At 72.3% G+C, this 12,275-nt stretch carries 9 protein-coding genes; 6 read left to right on the top strand and 3 right to left on the bottom strand.

Annotation, left to right across the window (positions count from 1 at the left end; genetic code table 11):
• Positions 1–105 precede the first annotated feature (105 nt).
• Both ACFVGW_RS11905 and ACFVGW_RS11900 read left to right on the top strand, forming a co-directional pair.
• Positions 106–1,263 (top strand): acyl-CoA dehydrogenase family protein, encoded by a 1,158-nt coding sequence (locus tag ACFVGW_RS11905; protein WP_329120307.1) that lies wholly within the window; start codon positions 106–108, stop codon positions 1,261–1,263.
• Positions 1,264–2,136, top strand: a complete 873-nt coding sequence (locus ACFVGW_RS11900; RefSeq protein WP_385851847.1) for an acyl-CoA thioesterase — start codon at positions 1,264–1,266, stop codon at positions 2,134–2,136.
• A gap of 45 nt (positions 2,137–2,181) precedes the next feature.
• Here the strand turns inward: ACFVGW_RS11900 and ACFVGW_RS11895 are convergent, their stop codons facing one another.
• Complete coding sequence (locus ACFVGW_RS11895) at positions 2,182–5,046, bottom strand: SpoIIE family protein phosphatase (protein WP_385851846.1); 2,865 nt, start codon at positions 5,044–5,046, stop codon at positions 2,182–2,184.
• Between the two features lie 79 nt (positions 5,047–5,125).
• Here ACFVGW_RS11895 and ACFVGW_RS11890 point away from each other — a divergent pair, with 79 nt between their 5' ends.
• Positions 5,126–6,067 (top strand): cation diffusion facilitator family transporter, encoded by a 942-nt coding sequence (locus ACFVGW_RS11890; RefSeq protein ID WP_383311465.1) that lies wholly within the window; start codon positions 5,126–5,128, stop codon positions 6,065–6,067.
• A 22-nt stretch (positions 6,068–6,089) separates the two neighbouring features.
• On the opposite strand, the gene ACFVGW_RS11885 is transcribed toward ACFVGW_RS11890, so the two are convergent.
• Positions 6,090–6,875, bottom strand: coding sequence for a phosphatase (locus tag ACFVGW_RS11885; RefSeq protein WP_352190581.1), 786 nt, complete (start codon positions 6,873–6,875; stop codon positions 6,090–6,092).
• Between the two features lie 194 nt (positions 6,876–7,069).
• Positions 7,070–7,657, bottom strand: a complete 588-nt coding sequence (locus ACFVGW_RS11880; RefSeq protein ID WP_383223879.1) for a TetR/AcrR family transcriptional regulator — start codon at positions 7,655–7,657, stop codon at positions 7,070–7,072.
• 87 nt (positions 7,658–7,744) lie between these two features.
• On the opposite strand from ACFVGW_RS11880, the gene ACFVGW_RS11875 reads away from it, so the two are divergent.
• Genes ACFVGW_RS11875 through ACFVGW_RS11865 form a run of 3 tightly spaced genes read left to right on the top strand, consistent with a single transcriptional unit; the run spans position 7,745 to position 12,275 of the window.
• On the top strand, positions 7,745–9,352 hold the full coding sequence (locus tag ACFVGW_RS11875; protein WP_383223882.1) for a carboxyl transferase domain-containing protein: 1,608 nt from the start codon (positions 7,745–7,747) through the stop codon (positions 9,350–9,352).
• An 8-nt stretch (positions 9,353–9,360) separates the two neighbouring features.
• Positions 9,361–11,343, top strand: a complete 1,983-nt coding sequence (locus ACFVGW_RS11870; protein WP_383311464.1) for a biotin carboxylase N-terminal domain-containing protein — start codon at positions 9,361–9,363, stop codon at positions 11,341–11,343.
• Positions 11,340–12,275, top strand: a complete 936-nt coding sequence (locus ACFVGW_RS11865) for a hydroxymethylglutaryl-CoA lyase (protein WP_383223885.1) — start codon at positions 11,340–11,342, stop codon at positions 12,273–12,275. The genes ACFVGW_RS11870 and ACFVGW_RS11865 overlap by 4 nt, the downstream gene beginning before the upstream one ends.

The following is a 12,275-nucleotide window of genomic DNA, read 5'->3' as shown; positions in this document are numbered from 1 at the left end:
TGGGTGCTCCAGATCTGGACAGCGGCGCGAACCGATGGGTAACTTGACTGAGCAAGCGCTTAGGCATAGTGCGTCAGGTACGCAGGACTCCGAAGGAGGCGGCTCGTGCGCCGTACGGTATTCAACGAGGACCACGAGGCGTTCCGGGAGACCATCCGGGCCTTCATCGAGGCCGAGGTCGTCCCCGTCTACGACGAGTGGTTCGCCGCGGGCCAGGCACCGCGCGAGTTCTACGGCAAGCTCGGCGAGCTGGGCATCTTCGGCATCAACGTCCCCGAGGAGTTCGGCGGCGCGGGCCTGGACACCCACAAGTTCGAGGCCGTCCTGTACGAGGAGACCTCGCGCGCGGGCGTCCAGTTCGGCGGCTCCGGCGTGCACGTGCTGCTCGCCCTGCCCTACATCAAGATGCTCGCCACCGACGAGCAGAAGAAGCGTTACCTCCCGAACTTCGTCTCCGGCGACGAGATGTGGGCGCTGGCGATGACCGAGCCGGGCACCGGCTCCGACGTCGCGGGCATGAAGACCACCGCCAAGCTCTCCGAGGACGGCACGCACTACGTCCTCAACGGTGCCAAGACCTTCATCACCGGTGGCGTCCACGCCGACCGCGTGATCGTCTGCGCCCGTACGTCCGCCCCGACGGCCGAGGACCGCCGCCACGGCATCTCCCTCTTCGCCGTGGACACCAAGTCCGAGGGCTACTCCATCGGCCGCAAGCTGGACAAGCTCGGCCTGCGCACCTCCGACACCGCCGAGCTGGCGTTCGTCGACGTGAAGGTGCCGGTCGAGGACCTGCTCGGCGAGGAGAACAAGGGCTTCTACTACCTGGGCCACAACCTGGCCTCCGAGCGCTGGGGCATCGCCTTCGGCGCCTACGCGCAGGCCAAGGCCGCCGTCCGCTTCGCCCAGCAGTACGTGCAGGAGCGCACCGTCTTCGGCAAGCCGGTCGCGCACTTCCAGAACACCAAGTTCGAGCTGGCCGCCTGCCAGGCCGAGGTGGACGCCGCCGAGGCGGTCGCCGACCGCGCCCTGGAGGCCCTGGACGCGGGCGAGCTGACCCCGGCCGAGGCCGCGAGCGCGAAGCTCTTCTGCACCGAGGTCGCGCACCGCGTGATCGACCGCTGCCTCCAGCTGCACGGCGGCTACGGCTACATGAACGAGTACCCGATCGCGCGCCTGTACGCGGACAACCGCGTCAACCGCATCTACGGCGGCACCAGCGAGATCATGAAGTCGATCATCGCCAAGTCGATGGGTCTGTAAGTGCCCGAAGCGCACCACGCTGCACTGGATGACCTGCTCGATCTGCTCGATCTGGAGCGGATCGAGCAGGACATCTTCCGGGGACAGTCCCGCCCGTCGATCGTTCCCCGCGTCTTCGGCGGCCAGGTGGCCGCCCAGGCGCTGGTGGCGGCGGGCCGGACCGTGCCCCAGGACCGTCTCGCCCACTCGCTGCACGCGTACTTCCTGCGCGCCGGCGACCCGGGCGCGCCGATCGTCTACAACGTCGACCGCATCCGCGACGGCCGTTCCTTCACCACCCGTCGTGTGGTGGCGGTCCAGCACGGCCAGCCGATCTTCCACCTCTCGGCGTCCTTCCAGACGTACGAGGAGGGCCTGGACCACCAGTACGACATGCCGGCCGCACCGAACCCGGAGTCGCTGCCGACCCCGGCCGAGATGCTGCCCCGCCACCTTCCCCGCGAGGTCGCGGACCGGCTGATCGAGGCCCGGGCCGCGGTCGACCTGCGCTACGCCGACACGCCCCCGTGGGGCTCCGTCGGCGAGCCGCGCGAACCGCGCTCGCAGGTCTGGTTCCGTACGAACGGCAAGCTGGCCGACGACCCGCTCCTGCACGTCGTACTCGCCACCTATGTCTCCGACATGACGCTGCTCGACTCGATCCTCCTCGCCCACGGGCGGGGCGGCTGGGCGGTCGGGGACGTCGTCGGGGCCTCGCTGGACCACGCGATGTGGTTCCACCGGCCGTTCCGGGCGGACGAATGGCTGCTGTACGACCAGGAGTCGCCGTCCGCGTCGGGCGGACGCGGGCTCGGACAGGCCCGGATCTACACCCAGGACGGGCGGCTGGCGATCTCCGTCATCCAGGAGGGTGTCGTCCGCGTCCCGCGGTGAGGCGCCGACGACGTGCGCTCCGTCCCCGGCCGGGCCTCCGGCCCGCTAACCGGGGATGGCCTGTTCCGTCCAGATGACCTTGCCCTGGGGGGTGTACCGCGTTCCCCAGCGCTCGGCGAACTGCGCCACGAGGAACAGACCACGCCCTCCCTCGTCCGACTCCGCCGCCCGGCGCAGGTGCGGGGCGGTGCTGCTGCCGTCGGACACCTCGCAGATGAGGACACGGTCGCGGATCAGCCGCACCCGGATCGGGCCGGTGCCGTAGCGGATGGCGTTGGTGACCAGCTCGCTCAGGATCAGCTCGGTGACGAACGCCTCCTCGTGCAGGCCCCAGCCCTCCAGCGTCCGGGCCGCCTCGGCGCGCACCGGGCCCACGGCGGAGGGGTCCGGGCGCACCTCCCAGGCGACGGTGCGGTCGGCGTCCAGGACGCGGGTCCTGGCGACCAGCACGGCGACGTCGTCGCGCGGGCGCCCCGGCGACAGGCATCCCAGGGCGGCGCGGCAGGTCTCCTCGGGGGTGCGCCCGGGGTGGGCGACCGCGCGGCGCAGCAGTTCGAGACCCTCGTCGATGTCGCGGCCGCGGTCCTCGACGAGGCCGTCGGTGTAGAGCACGAGGGTGCTGCCCTCGGGGAGCTCCAGCTCGACCGTCTCGAAGGGCAGGCCGCCCAGACCCAGCGGCGGACCGCCGGGGATCTGGAGGTACTCGGCGGTGCCGTCGGGCCGCACGAGGACGGGACCGAGATGCCCGGCGCGGGCGAGGGTGCAGATCCGGGAGCCCGGGTCGTAGATCGCGTAGAGGCAGGTGGCGCCGGTGATCTGCGCGACCGTACCGGCGTCTCCTCCGGCCCCGTGCCGGCCCCAGCCCCCGTCCCCTTCCCCGTGCGGGCCCCCGTCCCCGTCCCCTTCCCCGCGCGGGCCCCAGTCCCCGTCCCCTTCCCCGTGCCGGCCCCAGCCCCCGTCCCCTTCCCCGTGCGGGCCCCCGTCCCCGTCTCCGCCCGCGTCTCCGTCCTCCTCCCCCTCCCCGTTCCCGTGCGTGCCTTCGTCCTCGTCGATCCGGGCGACCAGCTCGTCCAGGTGCCACAGCAGTTCGTCCGGGGGCAGATCGAGGGTGGCGAAGTTGTGGACGGCGGTCCGCAGCCGGCCCATGGTGGCGGCGGCGTGCAGGCCGTGCCCGACGACGTCGCCGACGACGAGCGCGATCCGGGCGCCCGGGAGCGGGATGACGTCGAACCAGTCCCCGCCGACACCGCCCACCCCGCCCGCCCCCGCCTGCGCGGGCAGATAGCGGTGGGCGAGGTCCACGGCGGTCTGCCGGGGAAGACCCCGTGGCAGCAGGCTGCGCTGCAGGGTGACCGCCATGGTGTGCTCGTGTGTGTACCGGCGGGCGTTGTCGACGCTCATCGCGGCGCGGGCGACCAGTTCCTCGGCGAGCGACTGGTCCTCCTCCTCGAAGGGCTCGGGCTTCTCAGCGCGCCAGAACGTCGCCACGCCCAGGATGACGCCCCTGGCCCGCAGAGGGGCCGCGATCATCGAGTGGATCCCGTACGAGAGAAGCCTGCGGGCGTTGGCCGGGTCCTGCTCCTGCCAGCCGGAGAGCGTGGTCATGTCCGCCTCCACGACCACCTTCCCCGTTCCGAAGCCGGCCGCCTGGGGGGTGGACGGCACGAAGCTGATCAGGCTGCCGGTCTTGTAGAGGGGGCTGTCGTCCCGGATGCCGCGGAACGCCACGCGCCGCATGTCCGCGCCCTTGCCCGCCGGTTCCTCCCCCAGCACGACCGGGTCGGCGAGGTCGACGGTGACGAAGTCGGCGAACCGCGGGACGGCGAGGTCGGCGAGTTCCTGGGCGGTCCGCACGACGTCGAGCGTGGTCCCGATGCGCACTCCCGCGTCGTACACCAGCCGCAGCCGCTCCCTCGCGATGTCGGCCCTGCCGGTGAGCGCCTGCAGTTCGGTGGTGTCCCGCAGGGTGACGACGCTGCCGGGCGGACCGCCGTCGCGGTCGGTGAGGCGCTGGTTGACGGCGAGCAGGCGGTCGCCCGCCACGTGCACCTCGTCGGCGGCCGGGCGGCCCGAGTCCAGCAGCTCGGCCATGTCCGGGTCGATCCCCAGGTCCAGCGCCGTGCGCCCGGTCGCGTCGGGGGCGAGGCCGAGCAGCCGGCGCGCCTCGTCGTTGGCCAGCACTAGGCGGCGTTCCCCGTCGAGGATGAGCACGCCCTCGCGCACGGCGTGCAGCACCGCGTCGTGATGGTCGTACATCCGCGTCATCTCGGCGGGTCCCAGACCATGGGTCTGGCGCATCAGCCGCCGGCTGACCAGCGCGGTTCCGCCCGTGGTGAGGGCGAGTGCGCCGGCCGCGGTGCCGAACAGGAGCGGCAGCTGGTCCTCGACGAGCCCGCTCACCTGCTCGTTGGTGACTCCGGCGGCCACCAGGGCGATCACGTCGCCGTTCTGCCCGACGACGGGCACGACCGCGCGGATGGAGGGGCCGAGCGTTCCGCTGACGGTCTCGCTGACGATGCCGCCCGCCGCCGCAGGGCCGATCGTGCCGATGTACTTCCGCCCGATCTGGGCGGGGTCGGGGTGGGTGTACCGCACTCCCTCGGGGGTCATCACCACGACGAACGACACGTCGGATCCGGCCCGCGCCCGCTCGGCCCTCGGCTGCAGGACCGCCGAGGGGTCGGAGCTCGCCAGGGCGTCGTCGAGCCCCGGCGAGCTGGCAAAGGTCTGCGCCACCGCGAGGGACCGGTTGCGGGCCTCCCGCTCGCTGTCGCTCCGGGACTGCAGGACGAGCGCCACCATGGCCGCGACGACCAGGAGCACCACGATCGCCACCTGGAGGAAGAAGACCTGACGGGCGACGGTCCGTGCGCTCAGCATCGAGCGCATGCGGCTGACGAATCCAGCCATGCCTTATTTCTAGCACCGTCGTGCGGGAGGGGCGGTGTCGTTGACCTTCCGCACCGACACCCGGACATACCGTCCGAACATGGCACAGAACGGCGGCTCACAGAACAGTGAGAGCACCTTCACCGTGATCGTGGCGGCGGTGGCGAACCTCGGGATCGCCGTCGCCAAGGCGGTGGCGGGCGTGATCAGCGGGTCGAGCGCGATGCTCTCCGAGGCGGCCCATTCGGTCGCCGACACGGTCACCGAGGTCATGCTGCTCACCGCGCTCAGGCGGAGCGAGAAGCCGGCCGACGAGGACCATCCGCTCGGGTACGCGAACGAGCGCTACGTCTGGGCGCTGCTCGCCGCCGTCGCCACCTTCGTCGGCGGCGCGGTCTTCTCGTTCTACGACGGCATCCACACGCTCGTGTACGGCGAGGAGGTGGGCGACCCGCTCGTCTCGTACATCGTGCTCGGCGTCGCCTTCGTCCTGGAGGGCTTCTCGCTGCGGACCGGCGTCCGCCAGGTCAGGGGCGAGGCGGAGCGGAGGGAGACGCCGTTCGGCCGCTACCTGCGGCGCACGCCCGACACCACGGTCAAGGCCGTGGTGATGGAGGACTCGGCGGCCCTGGCCGGACTGCTGCTCGCCGCGGGCGGCCTGCTCGGCGTGGAGATCACCGGCGACAGCCTCTGGGACGGTGTCGCCTCGATCCTCATCGGCGCCCTGCTCGTGTACGTGGCGTGGGTGCTCGGCCGCTCCAACGCGGAGCTGCTGATCGGCCGCCCGGTGCCGGGGCGGATGCGGGACGAGATCCGTGAGGAGCTGCTGTCCGTGCCGCACATCATCGACGTGCTCGAACTGACGACGCTGATCCAGGGCCCGGAGGAGGTGCTGATCGCGGCGAAGATCGACTTCCGTGACGTGTCCTCGGCGGGGCAGGTGGAGTGGGCGTGCGAGGAGGCGGAGCAGCAGCTGCGGGAACGGTTCCCGGCGATCCGCCGCGTCTACCTGGACCCCACCCCGGCCCGCCGCCGCACGTGACGGGCCACGGGGCACCGTGAGGTCAGTCGCGCGTCAGGCCTGCCGCGGCCAGGAGGTAGGCCGTCAGGGGTTCGTAGGAGCGGGGGTCCAGGACGTGGTCGTCCAGCGGGATCGTGACCTGCATCGTCCCCTCCGCCTCGCCGATGAAGAGCGCCGGATCGTTGCAGTCGGCGTACCCGACGGAGTCGATCCCCCGCTGACCCGCGCGGCCGGCCCAGCCGTGGTCGGCGACGACCAGGTCGGGCCGGGCCTCCCCCAGGGCCTCCAGGCCGTCCAGGATCGCGTTCATGGGCTCCGGCGAATGGGTGTGCCAGAGGCTGGCGCCCCGCTCGAAGACGGCCACGTCGGCGAACTGGACGACGTACCCCTCGTCGGCCACGAGCCCGCCCGGGATCCGTACGATGTCGCAGCCCTCGGCCCGCAGCGCCGCGGCGACCCGGCTGTGGGCGTCGATCAGCGCACCCGGGTGGCCGGTCGCGAAGAGCACCCGCTCCCGGCCGGCGGCGGCCTTGCGCAGACGCGCGGCCGCCCGGTCGAGGGCGTCGACGGTCAGCTCGGGGTCGATGGTGTCCTGCCCGGTGCGGTGGGCGGGGTCGTCGTTCACGCCGCACCGCTCGGCCATCACGGCGAGGACGTCCTGCTCGTCCGCCCACCGGTCGCCGAGTTCCAGACCGAGCCAGTAGTGCCGGTCTCCGTTGGCGAGCTTGCGGTAGTGGGAGAGGTTGTTGTCGCGCGGGGTGGCGACATCGCCCGCGATCCGGGTCCGTACGAGGTGCTCGACAAGGGCGGGGCGACTGAGTATCGGCATGAGCCACATTCTGCCGGGCCGCCGCGCCACCGGCGGCCCGATTCACGGGCTCGGTTCGCCTCCGGGCGCCCCTCTGCGTGCGCCGACGGTCGACCGTGCTCGGTCCTTCGTTCCTCAGGACCTGTGCGCGCTCTCCCTTTCGGCACCCGCGGGCGCCCTTCGGCTCACTCGCCTTTCACCCCCTGGACCGGTGGCTACGCTTCCGCGAGCGCCCCGAACGCCCCGTGCGCCAGCCGCCTCAGCAGCTCCTCCATCGACTGGCGCCCCAGCGCCGCGAGGTGCGGCGTCGAGTTCAGGAGACCGAAGACGGCGTGGACGGCGGCCCGCGCCTCCGACTCCCCCGCCGCCGGGTACAGCTCCCGTACGACCGCCACCCACAGTTCCACGTACTGCCGCTGGAGCTGGCGCACCCGCTTGCGGTCCTCGTCCTTGAGCCGGTCCAGCTCCCGGTCGTGCAGGGTGATCAGGGGCCGGTCGTCGAGCGCGAAGTCGATGTGCCCGTCGATCAGCGAGCCGAGCAGCGCCCGAGGGCCGCCCGACTCCTCGCCGACCCGGAGCCGGCCGCCGTCCAGGAGCCGCTCGCTGATCCCGACGAGCAGCTCGGCGAGCATCGCGTCCTTGCCCGGGAAGTGCCGGTAGAGCCCGGGACCGCTGATGCCGACGGCGGCTCCTATCTCGTCGACGCCCACACCGTGGAAGCCGCGCTCGGCGAAGAGGCGAGCGGCCTCCTTGAGGATCTGCTCGCGTCGCGTGGGGGCGTCGGTCCTGGCGGTGGTGGTCATGGAAGCGATTCTAGACAACCGGGTTAGCGGTCGTTAACCTGAACGACATACGTTAACGCTCATTAACCGAGCAAGGGAGCTCGAGAGATGCAGCAGGCACCTGTGCTGACGAGCGCGGCGGACCCCGCGTCGGCGGCCTGGCAGGCCAATGAGGCGGCGCACCACGAGCTCTCGGCCACACTCCGCGCCAAGCTCGCCGCGGCGGCGCTCGGCGGTGGCGAGAAGGCGCGCGCCCGGCACACCGCGCGCGGCAAACTGCTGCCGCGCGACCGCGTGGACACGCTCCTGGACCCGGGTTCCCCCTTCCTGGAGCTGGCCCCGCTCGCCGCGAACGGCATGTACGGCGACGCGGCACCGGCCGCCGGCGTCATCGCGGGCATCGGGCGGGTCTCGGGCCGTGAGTGCGTGATCGTCGCCAACGACGCCACCGTCAAGGGCGGCACGTACTACCCGATGACGGTGAAGAAGCACCTGCGGGCCCAGGAGGTGGCGCTGGAGAATCGTCTCCCCTGCCTCTACCTGGTGGATTCGGGCGGCGCGTTCCTGCCGATGCAGGACGAGGTCTTCCCGGACCGCGAGCACTTCGGCCGGATCTTCTACAACCAGGCCCGGATGTCCGGCGCCGGAATCCCGCAGATCGCGGCCGTCCTCGGCTCCTGCACGGCCGGTGGCGCGTACGTCCCGGCGATGAGCGACGAGGCCGTGATCGTACGGAACCAGGGCACGATCTTCCTCGGCGGCCCGCCGCTGGTGAAGGCCGCGACCGGCGAGGTCGTCACGGCGGAGGAGCTGGGCGGCGGTGAGGTGCACTCCCGCACGTCCGGAGTCACCGACCACCTCGCCGAGGACGACGCCCACGCGCTCCGCATCGTCCGGAACATCGTCGCGACCCTGCCCGCCCGGGGCGAACTGCCCTGGTCGGTCGAGCCGGTCGAGGAGCCGAAGGTGGACCCGGCGGGGCTCTACGGCGCGGTGCCGGTCGACTCCCGTACCCCGTACGACGTTCGCGAGGTCATCGCCCGGATCGTGGACGCCTCCCGCTTCCAGGAGTTCAAGGCCGAGTACGGGCAGACGCTGATCACCGGCTTCGCCCGGATCCACGGCCACCCGGTCGGGATCGTCGCCAACAACGGCATCCTCTTCGCCGAGTCCGCCCAGAAGGGCGCGCACTTCATCGAGCTGTGCGACCAGCGCGGCATCCCGCTGCTGTTCCTGCAGAACATCTCGGGCTTCATGGTCGGCAAGGACTACGAGGCCGGCGGCATCGCCAAGCACGGCGCCAAGATGGTGACCGCCGTGGCCTGCACGCGGGTGCCGAAGCTGACCGTGGTCGTCGGCGGCTCGTACGGCGCGGGCAACTACTCGATGTGCGGCCGGGCGTACTCGCCGCGCTTCCTGTGGATGTGGCCGAACGCCAAGATCTCGGTCATGGGCGGCGAGCAGGCCGCGTCCGTCCTCGCGACGGTCAAGCGGGACCAGCTCGGCGACGAGTGGAGCGCGGAGGACGAGGAGGCCTTCAAGGCCCCGATCCGCGCGCAGTACGAGACCCAGGGCAACGCCTACTACGCGTCGGCGCGGCTCTGGGACGACGGGGTCATCGACCCGATGGAGACCCGCCAGGTGGTGGGCCTCGCCCTGACGGCCTGTGCCAACGCGCCCCTGGGTGACCCCCAGTTCGGCGTCTTCCGGATGTGAGGGAGTCCATGTTCGACACAGTGCTCGTCGCCAATCGCGGCGAGATCGCGGTCCGGGTCATCCGCACCCTGCGGGCGCTCGGCGTGCGTTCGGTGGCGGTCTACAGCGACGCCGACGCCGACGCGCGCCATGTGCGCGAGGCGGACACGGCGGTACGGATCGGTCCGCCGGCGGCCTCGGAGTCGTACCTCTCGGTCGAGGCGCTCCTCGACGCGGCGCGCCGGACCGGCGCGCAGGCGGTCCACCCGGGCTACGGCTTCCTCGCCGAGAACGCGGGCTTCGCCCAGGCGTGCGCGGACGCGGGTCTGGTCTTCATCGGTCCTCCGGCCTCCGCGATCTCCCTGATGGGCGACAAGATCCGGGCCAAGGAGACGGTGAAGGCGGCGGGCGTGCCGGTCGTCCCCGGCGCGGCCGACCCGGAACTGGAGGCGGCGGCGCGCGAGCTGGGCGCCCCGGTCCTGCTGAAGCCCTCGGCGGGCGGCGGCGGCAAGGGCATGCGGCTCGTCCGCGACCTGTCGACACTGACGGACGAGATCGCGGCGGCCCGGCGGGAGGCGCGTTCCTCCTTCGGGGACGACACGCTGCTCGTGGAGCGGTGGATCGACCGGCCGCGGCACATCGAGATCCAGGTCCTGGCGGACGGCCACGGCAACGTGGTGCACCTGGGCGAGCGCGAGTGCTCGCTCCAGCGCCGCCACCAGAAGATCATCGAGGAGGCCCCGAGCGTCCTGCTGACGCCCGAGATCCGCGAGGAGATGGGCGCGGCGGCGGTCGACGCGGCGCGCTCGTGCGGATACGTGGGCGCGGGAACGGTCGAGTTCATCGTGCCGGGCGGTGACCCGTCCTCGTACTACTTCATGGAGATGAACACCCGCCTGCAGGTGGAGCACCCGGTGACGGAGCTGATCACCGGCATCGACCTGGTGGAGTGGCAGCTGCGTGTCGCGGCGGGCGAGAAGCTGGGCTTCGGCCAGTCGGACGTCCGCCTGGACGGCTGGGCGATCGAGGCGCGCATCTGCGCCGAGGACCCCGCGCGCGGCTTCCTCCCCTCGGGCGGCACGGTCCTGGCACTGGGCGAGCCCCAGGGCGCAGGGGCGCGCACGGACTCGGGCCTGAGCGTGGGCACGGAGGTCGGCAGCCTCTACGACCCGATGCTCGCGAAGGTCATCGTCCACGCGGAGGACCGCCCCACGGCCCTCCGCCGCCTCCGCGCGGCCCTCGCGGACACGGTCACCCTCGGCGTGCAGACGAACGCGGGCTTCCTCCGCCGCCTCCTCGCCCACCCGGACGTCATGACCGGCGACCTGGACACGGGCCTGGTGGAACGGGACGCGGAGAGCCTGATCGACGCGTCCGTACCGCCGGAGGTGTACGCGGCGGCGGCGCTGGTACGCCAGTACCCGCCGGCGACGGCCCCGGCGGGCGCCTGGACGGACCCCTTCGACGCCCCCTCCGGCTGGCGCCTGGGCGGCCGACCGTCCTGGACCCCGCACCACTTCCGGGTCCCGGGCCACGACCCGGTGACGGTCCGCGTGCGCGGTACGGCCAGGACGGCCGAGCTGCTGTTCGGCGACGCACCGGTCTCGCCCGGAGCGGCCGAGGTCTCCGCGGACCGGGTGACCGTCCATCTCGACGGCGTCGTGCACCACTTCCGCCTCGCCCGCTCCCCCGAAGGGCTCTGGCTGGGACGCGACGGGGACTCCTGGCACGTCCAGGACCACGACCCCGTCGCCGCCGCTCTCACCGGCGCGCGTCACGGCGGTGCCGACACCCTCGCCGCGCCCATGCCCGGCACCGTCACCGTCGTCAAGGTCGCGGTCGGGGACGAGGTCGAGGCCGGGCAGAGCCTGCTCGTCGTCGAGGCCATGAAGATGGAGCACGTCATCTCCGCCCCGCACGCCGGCACCGTCACCGAGCTGGACGTCACCCCCGGCTCCACCGTCGCCATGGACCAGATCCTCGCCGTGGTGACCCCCAGGGAGGAAGCATGACCACGGGCCTGCCCATGCACGTGCCCGCACCCGGACTCCCGGCCCGGGTCCGGATCCACGAGGTCGGGCCCCGCGACGGCCTGCAGAACGAGAAGACCGTCGTCCCGACCGCCACGAAGGCCGAGTTCGTGCGGCGGCTCGCCGCCGCCGGGCTCTCCACCGTCGAGGCGACCAGCTTCGTGCACCCCAAGTGGGTGCCCCAGCTCGCGGACGCGGAGGAGCTGTTCCCGCTGCTCCAGGGCGTCCCTGCCCGGCTCCCGGTCCTGGTGCCCAACGAGCGCGGTCTCGACCGTGCGATGGCCCTCGGCGCCCGCGAGATCGCCGTCTTCGCCTCCGCCACGGAGTCCTTCGCGAAGGCCAACCTCAACCGGACCGTCGACGAGGCCCTCGCCATGTTCGAGCCCGTCGTCACCCGCGCCATAGAGCAGGGTCTCCGCATCCGCGGCTACCTCTCCATGTGCTTCGGCGACCCCTGGGAGGGGGCCGTCCCCGTCGAGCAGGTCGTCCGCGTCACCAAGGCGCTGGCCGAGATGGGCTGCGACGAGCTGAGCCTCGGCGACACGATCGGCGTCGCCACGCCCGGTCACGTCACCCGGCTCCTCCAGAGCCTGAACGAGGCCGGGGTGCCCACCTCCCGCCTCGCCGTGCACTTCCACGACACCTACGGCCAGGCCCTCTCCAACACCCTCGCCGCCCTCCAGCACGGCGTCACCACGGTCGACGCCTCCGCCGGCGGCCTCGGCGGCTGCCCGTACGCCAAGAGCGCCACGGGCAACCTCGCCACCGAAGACCTCGTATGGATGCTCGACGGCCTCGGCGTCGAGACCGGGGTCGACCTGGCCGCCCTCACCGCCACCAGCGTGTGGATGGCCGAGCAACTGGGCCGACCGAGCCCGTCCCGTACCGTCCGCGCCCTCTCCCACAAGGAGTGA

Source organism: Streptomyces sp. NPDC127129, from assembly GCF_042671585.1.
In the GTDB taxonomy this organism is placed as follows: domain Bacteria; phylum Actinomycetota; class Actinomycetes; order Streptomycetales; family Streptomycetaceae; genus Streptomyces.
The sequence above is the reverse complement of the archived record's forward strand: the minus strand, read 5'-3'. Positions and strand labels throughout refer to the sequence as shown.

Coding starts and splice junctions, on each gene's coding strand:
- ACFVGW_RS11870 (WP_383311464.1), top strand. CDS start 9,361: ATGTTCGACACAGTGCTCGTCGCCAATCGCGGCGAGATCGCGGTCCGG.
- ACFVGW_RS11880 (WP_383223879.1), bottom strand. CDS start 7,657: ATGACCACCACCGCCAGGACCGACGCCCCCACGCGACGCGAGCAGATC.
- ACFVGW_RS11865 (WP_383223885.1), top strand. CDS start 11,340: ATGACCACGGGCCTGCCCATGCACGTGCCCGCACCCGGACTCCCGGCC.
- ACFVGW_RS11890 (WP_383311465.1), top strand. CDS start 5,126: ATGGCACAGAACGGCGGCTCACAGAACAGTGAGAGCACCTTCACCGTG.
- ACFVGW_RS11885 (WP_352190581.1), bottom strand. CDS start 6,875: ATGCCGATACTCAGTCGCCCCGCCCTTGTCGAGCACCTCGTACGGACC.
- ACFVGW_RS11875 (WP_383223882.1), top strand. CDS start 7,745: ATGCAGCAGGCACCTGTGCTGACGAGCGCGGCGGACCCCGCGTCGGCG.
- ACFVGW_RS11895 (WP_385851846.1), bottom strand. CDS start 5,046: ATGGCTGGATTCGTCAGCCGCATGCGCTCGATGCTGAGCGCACGGACC.